Origin of the sequence: Youngiibacter fragilis 232.1, assembly GCF_000495435.3 — a bacterium.
Taxonomy (GTDB): Bacteria; Bacillota; Clostridia; order Clostridiales; family Clostridiaceae; genus Youngiibacter; species Youngiibacter fragilis.
Genome location: NZ_AXUN02000181.1, coordinates 103778 through 116071, shown reverse-complemented (window position 1 = coordinate 116071; position 12294 = coordinate 103778). Strand labels below are relative to the sequence as shown.

General features: G+C 40.3%; 16 protein-coding genes. 1 reads left to right on the top strand and 15 read right to left on the bottom strand.

The features are described 5' to 3' along the window. Positions 1–106: 106 nt before the first annotated feature. Positions 107–1150 (top strand): LacI family DNA-binding transcriptional regulator, encoded by a 1044-nt coding sequence (locus tag T472_RS11550; RefSeq protein ID WP_023386776.1) that lies wholly within the window; start codon positions 107–109, stop codon positions 1148–1150. 195 nt (positions 1151–1345) lie between these two features. Here T472_RS11550 and T472_RS11545 read toward each other — a convergent pair whose 3' ends face one another. The 15 genes from T472_RS11545 to T472_RS11485 form a co-directional block, all read right to left on the bottom strand. Further along, on the bottom strand, positions 1346–1834 hold the full coding sequence (locus T472_RS11545) for a nuclear transport factor 2 family protein (protein WP_023386774.1): 489 nt from the start codon (positions 1832–1834) through the stop codon (positions 1346–1348). 226 nt (positions 1835–2060) lie between these two features. Beyond that, positions 2061–3635 carry a recombinase family protein gene (locus tag T472_RS11540; protein WP_023386771.1) on the bottom strand — a complete coding sequence of 525 codons (1575 nt, stop codon included), beginning with the start codon at positions 3633–3635 and terminating at the stop codon, positions 2061–2063. Further along, positions 3632–4855: a recombinase family protein gene (locus tag T472_RS11535; RefSeq protein ID WP_023386769.1), complete on the bottom strand. Its 1224-nt coding sequence runs from the start codon at positions 4853–4855 to the stop codon at positions 3632–3634. The genes T472_RS11540 and T472_RS11535 overlap by 4 nt, the downstream gene beginning before the upstream one ends. A gap of 64 nt (positions 4856–4919) precedes the next feature. Then, positions 4920–5075 carry an SHOCT domain-containing protein gene (locus T472_RS19920; RefSeq protein WP_023386767.1) on the bottom strand — a complete coding sequence of 52 codons (156 nt, stop codon included), beginning with the start codon at positions 5073–5075 and terminating at the stop codon, positions 4920–4922. A 20-nt stretch (positions 5076–5095) separates the two neighbouring features. Next, positions 5096–5797, bottom strand: coding sequence for an N-acetylmuramoyl-L-alanine amidase family protein (locus tag T472_RS11530; protein ID WP_023386764.1), 702 nt, complete (start codon positions 5795–5797; stop codon positions 5096–5098). Then, entirely contained in the window at positions 5787–6200 is a 414-nt protein-coding gene (locus tag T472_RS11525) for a phage holin family protein (RefSeq protein ID WP_023386762.1), read from the bottom strand. The genes T472_RS11530 and T472_RS11525 overlap by 11 nt, the downstream gene beginning before the upstream one ends. A 63-nt stretch (positions 6201–6263) precedes the next feature. Further along, positions 6264–6437 (bottom strand): hypothetical protein, encoded by a 174-nt coding sequence (locus T472_RS19775; protein WP_023386759.1) that lies wholly within the window; start codon positions 6435–6437, stop codon positions 6264–6266. A gap of 41 nt (positions 6438–6478) precedes the next feature. Further along, positions 6479–6685 (bottom strand): hypothetical protein, encoded by a 207-nt coding sequence (locus T472_RS11520; RefSeq protein ID WP_023386757.1) that lies wholly within the window; start codon positions 6683–6685, stop codon positions 6479–6481. Positions 6686–6742: 57 nt separating this feature from the next. Continuing rightward, a complete protein-coding gene (locus T472_RS11515) occupies positions 6743–6964 on the bottom strand; it encodes a YdbC family protein (RefSeq protein ID WP_023386755.1) in 222 nt (73 codons plus the stop codon). Positions 6965–6984: 20 nt separating this feature from the next. Next, positions 6985–7245: a hypothetical protein gene (locus T472_RS11510; RefSeq protein ID WP_023386752.1), complete on the bottom strand. Its 261-nt coding sequence runs from the start codon at positions 7243–7245 to the stop codon at positions 6985–6987. A gap of 72 nt (positions 7246–7317) precedes the next feature. Further along, positions 7318–7935 (bottom strand): carbohydrate-binding protein, encoded by a 618-nt coding sequence (locus T472_RS11505; RefSeq protein ID WP_023386750.1) that lies wholly within the window; start codon positions 7933–7935, stop codon positions 7318–7320. A gap of 10 nt (positions 7936–7945) precedes the next feature. Beyond that, positions 7946–8158 (bottom strand): hypothetical protein, encoded by a 213-nt coding sequence (locus tag T472_RS20115; RefSeq protein ID WP_023386748.1) that lies wholly within the window; start codon positions 8156–8158, stop codon positions 7946–7948. A 60-nt stretch (positions 8159–8218) separates the two neighbouring features. Further along, on the bottom strand, positions 8219–8590 hold the full coding sequence (locus T472_RS11495; protein ID WP_023386745.1) for a DNRLRE domain-containing protein: 372 nt from the start codon (positions 8588–8590) through the stop codon (positions 8219–8221). Positions 8591–8601: 11 nt separating this feature from the next. After that, positions 8602–10530, bottom strand: coding sequence for a DUF859 family phage minor structural protein (locus T472_RS11490; protein WP_023386743.1), 1929 nt, complete (start codon positions 10528–10530; stop codon positions 8602–8604). A gap of 11 nt (positions 10531–10541) precedes the next feature. Next, positions 10542–12290: a phage tail spike protein gene (locus T472_RS11485; protein ID WP_023386741.1), complete on the bottom strand. Its 1749-nt coding sequence runs from the start codon at positions 12288–12290 to the stop codon at positions 10542–10544. Between the last annotated feature and the right edge of the window lie 4 nt (positions 12291–12294).

Genomic DNA, 12294 nt, shown 5'->3' with positions numbered 1-12294 from the left:
ACTTCAAGCGGTCTAAAACAGTCACCCTTCAATTTCAACACTTGAATTGTAATCAAGTTATTTTTATGTCATTATTAATTTAGTCAGAAAATCTGGAGGGGTAAACTTGAAGGAAAATAAATATACGATATCAGATGTCGCAAATCATCTTGGTGTATCCCGATCAACTGTATCAAAAGCAATTAATAACGCTCCTGGCGTAAGTCCTGAGGTCAGAAAGAAAATTTTGACATTTGTAGAAGAGGTTGGATATAGTCCAAATACGCTCGCTCGTGGATTAAGTAAGGGCAGAATAAATATTATTGCATTAATAGTTGGCGATGCTCGAAATCCATTTTACTCTGATTTGTCATTCTACATTCAGAAAGCATTGAATGAAAATGGCTATATGGTCATGGTTTTTAATACTGAATATGAGGAGAAGAGAGAGGTCGAATTCATAAATCTGACCGAACGATTTAACTTTGCTGGTTTAATCCTCATTTCTGCACAAAGTAGTGATTTGAAAAATGTATTAAAAGAACTAAAGGTGCCAGTTGTTTTAGTTAATCGAACGTTTGATGATTTTAATGGAGATGCAGTATTTCTTGATAATTTTCAGGGAGGTTATATGGCCGCTATGCACCTCATGGAACTAGGCCACAAGCGGATTGGATTCGTAGCGGGACACATTACATCTTCATCCGTTAAACAAAGATTAAACGGTTATCTTCAAGTACTAAAGAATTATTATCTTCCACACTCTGAGAATGATATCAGAATGGGAGACTTAAAAATGGAAACAGGTTATAATATCGCAAAAGATATTATAAAAGACCTAAAAAACCAGCCCAGTGCATTTGTATTAGCAAACGATATTACAGCTTTAGGTTTTATGCAGTGTTGCAAAGAGAATGATGTTAATATACCAGAAATGATATCTATAGTAAGTTTTGACGATATTGTTTACGCATCGCTAAAAGATATTGAACTTACAACTGTAAGCCAACATGTCCAGGAAATGGGCGAACAAGCTGCACGACTTATGCTGAAGAAGCTTGATGATTCGTCTTCAAAATCCGAAATTATTGTAATCGAGCCGAATCTTATTATCAGAAATACTACTGGTCCATTTAAATCTGATCGTTTTGCTAATTCAAAATTTCGATAATATTACTATATGTTTAAGATTATTATCTATGTCAAAACTTCGTGAAACTCTCCATTTCGCGAAATTTAGTTGCTACATAACGCAAAAAATAGCTCGAAAAGCGATTTAGAAAGCTTTTCGAGCTATTTTTTATCCTGTGTATACTGTTGACTCGACAGTATTTTTGTTCCCAATATCATTAATCTTACAATTAAGCTATTTCGAAAATTGTTTGTTCAAGAAATTGGTATCGTAGTATTCTTCGAAGGATTTAACTTTACCATTTTCAAATTTGAATACCTGCAAATACTTTCCATTGTATTTCAAATGAACATTGCCAAAGGTTTCTGTTGTATCTGCATCAATATCACTCCGAGCTTTAGTAATTATTACATTGGGATCTTCTCCTGGTATTATTTCATCAATAGTCCAGTCAAATTTCCCTTTCCAATCAAATATAGGATCCCAAAATGTTTTCACTGCATCCCATCCAGCCAATTCTACTTGTCTGCATACTGCAACATCGTCAGCAACAAATGGTGTAATCACCGCAGGCTCATTTTCTACCCATAGACTATAGAACTTTTCTTTATCCTTTAAATATAAAGAAAAGAACTCAATGATAGTATCAATGTTCTTAAGCGCAGTTTCATTAGTACTGTTAATAGGTGGATTGACAACTACATTCTTTATTATCTGTGCCATTCTCTTCCTCCCCAAACGGTATAAAATTTACCCTACAGCATCTGTCGCGCCAATAGCAATTTCTAATGTAAATGTTATCATAAACATGTTCTACTTTCAACTCAAGTACAATTTGCTGCAATATGAAATACTGCGATTTGTTTCGGCTACAATTTCATTTTTCAAGCCAATTGTATTTCCAAATCTCTTCTGTATTTCAAACCACAAAGGATTAACTAACCAAGTATCAAAATATTTTACCCTGAAGACTAAACTCAAATTCTCCGGTTGGTTGAACCACTACACCGTCTACCAGAGACAACCACAGCTCCTCATCGAACGATGTTATGATGCTTTCCTGCTCCCCGATTCTTCTTATCAACTCTTCTATGCCACGTCTCTTTGTACTTGCTTCGTCCCTCTGTTGGCCTATTGTGTTTAGATCTGCCTTTGCAGATTCATGCCTCTTTAGTAACTCATTGTACTTTGCCTTGTACTCTTCCTGATCACATGCAACCAAGGCGTTGTCTTTTACACATTTTTCAATGAGATTCTCAACGATAATGATTTCATTTTGTATGCACATCTCCTTCTCAATTAGCTTGTTTAAATCGAAGATCTCATGTGAAATCAATCTTAGATCTGAGATGACCTTGTCCTTATTAAGTAGTATTCTGTTCAGCTCCTCAATAAATGCCTTTTTTAAATTCTCCTCATAAATATGTGGGGTGCTGCATTTCTCCTCATCTTGATACTTGTGATTGCATTGCCAGATAACTCTTCTATACTTACTGTTAGAGTGCCAGACTTTACTCCCATAATAGCTGCCACATTGACCACATTTTATTCTACCTGAGAAGCAACTTACTCCTGTCTTATACCCGTTATGTTTCTTTCGAAGTTTTAGTTCGTATTGTACCTGATCAAACACATCCGGACTCACTATGCTTGGATGGCTGTTCTCAACATAGTACATGGGGATCTCCCCTTCATTCTTCTTCTTTTTCTTGGTTAGAAAATTCACTGTGAAGGCTTTTTGAAGTATTGCGTCCCCCTTATATTTTTCATTTGTGAGAATACTTCTAACAGTGCTTATTGGCCATTTTTCTTTACCTCCAGGAGAAGGGATCTTTTCATCAGTTAGTATCTTTGCTATTCCGCTTGGAGTCTTGCCTTCAAGAAAAAGTCTGTAGATCCTTCTGACCACTTGAGCTTCTTCCTCAACAATCCTGGGAAGATTATCCTCACCCTTTTCATAGCCTAAAAATTGACCGTAAGGTAAGTTCACCTTACCTTCTGCGAATCTCTTTCTCTGTCCCCAGGTTACATTTTCACTGATGCTTCGCGATTCCTCTTGCGCTAGGCTGGACATTATCGTAATGAGCAACTCTCCCTTGCTATCTAATGTGTAAATGTTCTCCTTCTCGAAATAGACCTCTACCCCCTGTTCCTTAAGTTTTCTAACCGTGGTCAAAGTGTCTACAGTGTTCCTTGCAAATCTCGAGACCGACTTAGTTATTATCAGATCAATCTTCCCATCTAGCGCATCATTGACCATTCGATTGAAGCCGTCTCTCTTTTTCGTGCTTGTCGCTGAAATACCTTCATCCGCATAAACCTCGACAAACGACCACTCAGACTTCGATCTTATGTATTGCGCGTAGTAGTTCCTTTGTGCTTCAAAACTTGATAATTGTTCCTCATTATCTGTGGATACCCTGGCGTAGGCTGCGACTCGCTTCTTAGTCGTCCAGGTGCTTGAAGATATCTCACTAAATTTCTTTGCTGCTGGAATAACCGTAATTGCTTTTGCTAAGCTCATTCACAACCCTCCTCAAAGTATATGCTCTTCCCACTTACCAAGTGAATCGTTAAGGCTCCATCTGGATTAATTAGTACTGTCTGTATCTGTTTTTCAATCAACTCTTTGTCCAAGCAGTCAATCTCAAGAGTGCTTTTCAGTAGCTCTATAAACCTACTTTCTCTCACATATTTCGAACTGCAAGCATCCTTACCATAGTCGATGACGCTTCCACAGACTAGATATACTCTTCCATGATTATGTTTTCTTCTGTAGTATTTCCCGCATTCTGCGCATTTGACTAATCCTCTGAACGGACTCCGAGTTGCTTTTTTGCTAGCACCTACCTTTGTCTTTTCCTTCAAAATCTTATTCGCTTCATCATAGATTTCTCTGGATATTATGGCAGGATGTGAGTTCCTTACATAATACTGGGGTAATGCTCCATTGTTGTTTACCAGTCTCTTCTCTAAATGGTTTGACACATATCTTTTTTGAAGGAGTGAATCTCCAACGTATTTCTCATTCTTAATGATCTTCATTACTTTAGCCGAAGTCCAAACACCGCCACGAGGCCTCTTAACATCTCGAGTTCTAAGGTCATTGGCTATCCTAGTTGCACCAATCCCACTAATATAGTCATTGAAGATCTGTCTAACAATCTGAGCTTCAAATTCATTAATCGAAATGGACCTTCCTGAAATATCATAGCCGTACATAAATCGTAAGTTTATGGATTCACCTTCTGCATAGCTTTTCCTTACTCGCCACTTGCAGTTCTCACTTACAGATAAACTTTCTGCTTGAGCAAAAGAAGCGAGGATAGTTAGCATTAGCTCACCATCCCCGCTTATCGAATGAATATTTTCTTTTTCAAAGTACACATCAATGTTAAGTGCTTTAAGTTCTCTTACAACCTCAAGCATTGTCAGTGTATTTCTAGCAAACCTTGAGACTGACTTTGTGATTATCAGATCAATCTTGCCTTCTCTGCAGTCACTTAGCATGTTTTGAAACTCTTCCCTGCTTTCCTTAGTGCCTGTCTTAGCTTCATCTGCATATATTCTAACAAATTCCCACTCAGGATTCCTTTGAATCAAATCACTGAAGTAGCTTATTTGAGTAGATAGTGACTGGTGCATTGAGTCCTTATCTGATGACACTCTCGCATATGCAGCAACTTTCTTTCTCGCAAGTTTTGATGGTGCTGAAGCCTTGATTACTCTTATGATTCGGGCCATCTGATCTCCTCCTTTCAGCACCAATGTTAACTCTCATCTTGATACATAGCAACTACATATCCCTCTATAAACTGCCAATCATTGGTTTATATCTTGCAATCAGCAGGTTGTTTATTTTACGAAAATCTTCATTGTTTATGATATTTTGATTAAGGATTGATTTAGCTACAGCCTTAGAAATTCGGTAATCCTTCTCTCGTTCAAACTGTTCTTTTGTCATATGTTTCTCCTTGCTACCCATTAATCATATTTTATGAAGCTCTCAAATCCTGCAACCTTAAGCTTAGTCACAAGCTCCTCAGCATTACTCTTTTCTTTGAACGCACCAGCCTGGACCCGATAAAGCTTGCCTTCAGTAATCTGCACCTTCTTTGGTATACCAAATGTATTAACGAGTGCCTCAACATAAGCCTTCGCTATCTTACTCTTGTTATCTATTATCCATTTTGCTGTGGCCGGGTTATCGTGGAAGTCAGTCTCTGCGAGTACTGCTGTTATCCCTATCTTGTTTGGATTCCTTACCTCAGCAAGGCCATATCCAGCATAGAGCTCCATACCATTCTTCACAGCAGTGTCTCTGTTTGACAGTATCGGGCAAATAGCATTAAGCTCTCTGACAATGTTTCTAGCCAGTTCCTTGCTTCCATCACTGTTAGGATGATAGAAGGCCACAGCTCCGCTGGCCTTTCCCTTTCCACCTGCATTTGAGTGAATGGCTAAGTAGACATCGCAGCCCTTGTCTTTGGCTTCCTTTGGCCTTCCTGAAGCGTTTATTGTTAGACTTGTAGTAGCCACCACAGTCTCGCATTCATATTCTGAATCTAGGATTTGCTTGATCTTATCTGCTACTGTTTCCATTTCTATCTTCTCATTTGTATTGCCCACAACATATTTATTGTCAGGCTGGTTGCTTGGTGAAAGGTATATTTTCTTAGTTCCCATCTTTGTCTCCTCCTTCGTTTAGCTGCTGCAGAACGGATCTTAATTTCTCGGGTATAGGCAATCCAAGTCTCGTAGCATTTTCCAGTATGCTTATTCCTTCGTTGGAAATGTAGAAGAAAATCACTGCTGTCCTAATTACTCCAACTTTCCCCAGAATATTGATATCTATTATGTTTCCAAGTGCTACGAGTGTAAAAATGACTACCTTTCTGAATATTCCCTTTCCCCCAATATCACTGGAGATCTTACGGTCAAGGATTGCGCACATTACACCAGTAATGTAGTCAATTGTTACGACAACTACCAAGGCATATAGAAATCCATCAAATCCTCCCATAAACCATCCCAACCACCCTCCTATTGCCGCAAAGGCATACTGTATGCTATTCCACACTTCTTTCATTTGCTGTTCCTCCTTATTTTGTGCATAATAAAACGCCTTGGTTTTCCAAGACGCTTTTATCGTTTAGTTCAAGTAACTACTTTTTTCAAGGTCCTTTAGATTAATATCAACCATACTTAGTTTTTCACCACATTTACATTTGCCAGAGTACTCCCTGAACGTTACACAATCATCCATTGTAATCCGATAATCGTGCAGAACCTGTTTCTTACCACAACCGCATTCTACAACTACCATACTATCCCCTCCCAAGCTTATTATGCTGAGGAGATTAGTTTTTAAACATAAATATCTGGTTCCTTTCTCATTTCCGCAAGAATTTCTTTCTGAAGCTTACTGTCACGCGTATCTGGGACATCCATAATGGATTCATCGCCACAGTTAAAACAGAACATGTGGTACTTTCTCATTAGCTTTTTCTTTTCACAGACAAGATCATAATCTAAGGCTATAAGTTCTCCACCACAAATCAAACATTCATACAAAGCAAACACCTCCAGAATCTATATATGCTGGAGGTGCTTAAATGGCACAGTTTCAGACTACAAATCGAGTCCATTTAGTATTTTCTTGAGCTCACGCATTTCTTCGGTTGACAGCGTTATGCCCTTTCCCATCTTTTCATCCCCTGGCGCCCATTCGCGAATATCAAACTTCGCTTCCTTATCATTCCAGGATATGCTTCTTACTTCCTTGGTCCAGCCTGATTTGCTTGTGGAAAGCACTCCGTATTTTGCAGTTACCTCATATTTAATTTCAGCCATATTCGGTCTCCTTCACTTTTTTATAGGTTATACAGGTACCATTTCATGGTGTCCCGCTCATATTTCATTTTTACAGTTGTGGGTCTATCCTCCACCACAGCATCACAAAGATAAGTGTACATGATGTTCCCTGCTAACTTCTCAGTCTTTTTGTCTCTGATCTTCTTGATTGAGCCTTTCATGTACTCGTCATTTATCATGAACCTGAATGTTACAGGCCTCGGTGGTTCTCCTGGTTTGCTGTATGCTAGTGTCTCAACTTCTAAGAGATTGGTCTGCATTCTTATCACTCCCTCTTTCCTTGTGTAACCATTATAGAACATATGTTCTATAAAATAAAGAGGGACTTTGGGCTAAACTATATTAACCTGCTGCCATCCTGCCGGATATGCTTCCGGGCTCCATACATTTCCATCAATGAGGGACTTATATACTAAACCATTGAATGTTACTCTGTCTTCTGTGTTATAGGCATCGTGACTACCTGTTGGTTGGATCCATTCTGGGATCACACCTTCTGGTACAATCTTCTTAAATAGAGCTGGAGTGGCATCAGGAGTCCAATCTGCCTGTGATGTGTGACCTGGTGCAATAACTTCATAAAGATTACTCTCATACTTCAAAATAGTACCAGCAGAGTAGTCAATCCCCGGTTCCCATTCAGGATAGATCTCCATGAGCTCAAACATCTGCTCAACTGTCAGCTCAGTCTCCAGGAGCGTTTCCTTGTACTTCGTATTTAGGTTCACTACTTCTTCTTTCTCAATGTTTACTCTTAAAACTTCAGCTGTCAGTTCTATTATCTTCTCTTCAGGTAGAAGGTCCTGTTCAAGGTATTCAACTAAGTTATCAATTATCAGTCTTAACTCTTCAGTGGCTTTTTGGATCACTATCTCCTTGGATACAGTATCCTTGAAATACCTGACCTGATAGCTGTCGTCGTATTTGTATATTGTTACATGGCTTATCATTTCATCCTCCTTACTTTACTTCTCTCCATACATCTCCAACATTAATATAGGCTTGGACCACCTGCCGCCAAGTATCGCTTATGTTTATATACATGGCTGAAGGCTGTTTCCAAACGTCACCTACATTTACCTGGAAAGCTGGGACCTCACTGTAATCAACATAGAGCCTTGGGTTGTATGCGTTGTTCGGTGCAGCACTTTCCTGCGTTCTGAAGTATGCCATTGTTGCGGTGCTTGATAGAACCTTGATTCCATACTTACCTGCTCCCCCTTCATACCAAGCCTACACAATATTAGTTACAGGTACTGCCACATCAACATTAAGCGTGGTTCCTGTGCTCACCGAGCTGTCCCCATCACCTGCAGCTGACGGCATGTTGTTCCAGGTTATTGTGGTTGCGCCCCATGCTGCAAGCCATCTCTGCGCATAGATTGTCGCTGCTCCAGACTCAAGACTATAAACCCTGAGATACAGAGTCGCTGAGTTTATCCTGCAGTTTGCAGGGATAGAGCTTAGGTCCCAATTGAGGGCCATTATTCTCGCTGTGGTGCTTGTCTGCCTAAGTGTATTGCTCGTTGCAGTTCGATATACGCTATTCGGTCCATCCTGAAGGCAGTTATTGTCTACATTGGCGTTTATTGTTACGGTTCCCATTACTCTTCTCCTTACACGTACTTCAGATACACAGTTCCTGTTGGCACTGTGCTTGCTGTAGGCGGAGCACCTGTTCCTGAGATAATTCCAGCAACCTTAGGTGTTGTTCCACTCACATAGTCTGAAAGGGAAATTGAAGTATTATCGTGAGCATGGGATACTGCAGCATCTGAGGTGTAAATCCTTGTCCATGATGCAGCCACATTTCCATCTGTAGTCCTACCAAAGAAGGCATTGCCTGTTCCACTGTAGTCTATCCAGATTCCACCCCAACCTCTAGCCATGTCTCTTGAGGCAATCTTAATGAAGTAGCCATAGTTTGAAACCGGAGGAGCTCCTACGGATGAATGAGATATGAATCCACAATACCCATTAGGAAGGTCTCCCCAGGCCGATGCTGATGCCAGTGTTACAAGTGGCGAGAGTGTTCTTCCTATTAATGTCGAAGCACCAGATACGAAACTACTCTCTAATATTGTTCCCTTGTAGTAAGCATCTCCTCCGATATCTAATGCACCCTGCTCCCAGACCTTACCAACTCCTATTCCAGTCTTGCTCCAGGACATTGCAACTTCGCCGCTTGAGAGCACATAACCTGCAGTCACTGAGTTGAATTTATCACTAACTGTTAAAAGGAGATCATAGCTGGTGGTCGCCGTATAGGTTCCATATACCGGAGTAACACTTAATGAAGTAGTACCAACTGCAAGACTTGTGCTGACATGGGTGGTAGTCCATGTGCCGCTGGTCCTTAGTTTTGATTTTATTGAATATGTTATCTGGTTCTTGCTGTTAAGACTGCTTATTGTTGCAGCTGCAGTGTATTTAGCGTAAGTTCCAAGAGGCGAAGCATTGCCTCCACTGTCGCTTCTAAACGCAGAAAAAGCAGAAATTTCAGGAGCGTTATACGTTAATAGCGTACATGTAACAGTCTTTGAAGTGCTTATTCTCCCACGGCTGTCAGTTACTGTTGCTGTTGCAACTATTGCTCCAGTCGAGGTTATTGCTCCAGTGGTACCGACAACACTTGATGTGTTTGTGTATGTTACTGAGTTGAAAACAACCTTATATGATGAGATGGAGCTGGACTTCACCCCTGCAGCTCCGTTAATGGTGAACTGGATCCTGCTCAAAGTTTGAGCAAAATTATTTGTGCCAAGTGCCAGGTTTGAAACTGCAGTTACTGTCTCAACAGCTGTGACGCTCGAGAGTGTTGGACTAATGTCTGATCCTACATTAGCTGTAGCAGAAGCGCTCTGAGTGCTTCCAATCTGGGATCCGTTAAGCTTTGTGGTCACATAAGCAGTAGCTGTAGTGGAAACTGCTGAAGGTATCGTTGCATATATCTCATCTAGCTGTGCTGCAGAGAAAGTGTAGCTATCCTGAGCCAAGTCGCCGGTTGTCTCAATTACTGTACCTCCGATGTTTATCTGGAAGGTATTAGTGAAACTTGTTGAATACCTTGGAGCTGTGACTGTCACTCCGGATCCAATTGTGAATTCTGGGAATGAAGTTATTAAGCTTGCTCTAGGTATTGTGGTCAATGACCAATTGTAGCTAGACACCGCTCCATCATAAAGTGAGCTAGGTCCGTTTATGTCAAAACCTGATGAAACCGCGATTGTCAGCGTTCCATCTGAGTTATGAGATATGTCTGCAGTGTATGTTCCAAGCTCCACAACCTGCTGGTTTCTGAAGTCCATAGACCTAGTATCATAGAACACATTGGATCCATTTATCTTGATCCAGCAGCTGTTGCCGGTAGTACTTGATGAATATGCCTGGTAGGTATCAGAGGATGAGTAAGCCCACTGCCTTAAAGTAATGTTTGAGGTATTGTTCTGGATGCTCTGTGAGTTTATGGTGAGATCCAGGTAAAGATGGTATGTGTGGTTCACATAAGGACTGCTTAGAGTTCCTGTTAATCTTATGTCTGGCATATCCTCACCTCCTATCCAATCCACCTAACCAGAGTAATATTTGCATCATATTTTTCTACCTTATGGTTTCCAACAACCATTGAATCCAGCACTTGCACTGACTTGATATACATAATCTGTCCATTGATGTATGCAACTGTAGCTTCTCCATCTTTGAAGTTCATCTGCTGATTGGTGATGTTTATCTTAAGGTTGCTGTTGTTGTCCCCTATGGTTAGTCCTATCACATCATCGAATTTGTAGTACTGATTGATATCTTCGACAGTGCTCATATCAGCCTTACCATTTAATGCTTGCTCAATTGAAGTGCCAGTATACCTTATATCATTGTTTGTTACCCTTCCAGCTCCTAGGCTGAAAGTACCATCAGCAAGGTTTATCCAACTGGATCCATTCGCTGATTGAAGGATTCCCGTCTTTACTATATTTGCACTTAGCTCGCCAGTTGTTACGAAGGAAGCATTGATCCTTCCATCGTTGGTTATTGCTATCGGAAAGTTACCGTTGATTCCTGATGAACTGTAACCAAGACCATTTATATTCCATCGCCATATCTTCTGAGCTGTTGCTGGATCATCAGTATCCATTATTAGGATTTCACCATTACGCTTTAGTACGTAACCTCCAAGTGCATTCGTCAGAAGTGTAGTTGCATTTAGGATTGCAGCACTTAAATCAGAATTATTTCTCTCTACTGTCTGGGCTAACACTTTTTGTGTGTCAGAAATCTTTGTAATACTACCTGACATCCTTTCCTTGAAATCCCCGATCTCAACCTTTGAAGTTCTGCCAAGAAGCAGATCCTTCTCAATGCTTATAATTCTTGATTTGTGGTCAATACCTAAGTCGAGATGCCTGCAAGTTACTGTGTCCCCAAGCTCCACCTTAACCAAGTACTTGAAATTCCTGTATTCTTCAGTATTCTCCAGGTTTAACATATCAACTTTGATATTAGTGACTGGAAGGTCGCACTTAGAATCAATGAAGTAGGAAGCAGCCGCCGCCCTAAGCTGTGTAATTGCCTCTTCTTCAGTTGTTTCCTCGTCTATACCGATATCGAACTCCACTTCCTTGATCCTTGGAAAAACGTAGGAGCTAACATATGGACTATCAACATAAACTTCTGGAAGTTCCAGTCCATCTTTACCTTTAGGGCGTATCCTGGTTACTAGTGCATCGTAGTCTTCCGTTACTTCCACATCTAGAATATTCTTCCTGTATGAGATGGTCACTCCACTGTCCAAGCCTCTTTGACTCAGTATCGAGATGAGCCAACCGTCTAGCTTCAGTTCTCCATTCCATTTGGAAATAATACTGTCGTTACCCATAATGCAGTCTGTTACATTTCTATTTATGAAATACTGAGTTGCTGGTGTTGAAATATCTGAGAAAGCTGTAAATGGATGCAAATAATTAGCTGCCCCAAGAACATCTTCCAGGGCAGCCTGAGCTCCTTTGTTTGTGGGTCTGATATCCCTTACTTCATTGTAGACAAGGTCCCAAAAAACATGCCTCGTATATACATAAAGGCTTGTCATCCCTTTCCGGGTCTTATATATCCTGAATGGCTGGCCATCAGCGTGAATAATCCTTCCTTCTATGATCTCTTTCCATTTTCCAGTAGTATCGTAAATCGCTTCAAATTCTGCACTGTATAGACCATTGAGAATTTCCTTAGAGATAGCCTTAATAAGGTTATTAAGCACATTTATTCCATTGGATGTGAAGGTTGTTGCGTTTTTTTCAAATAGCCTGATCAAACCT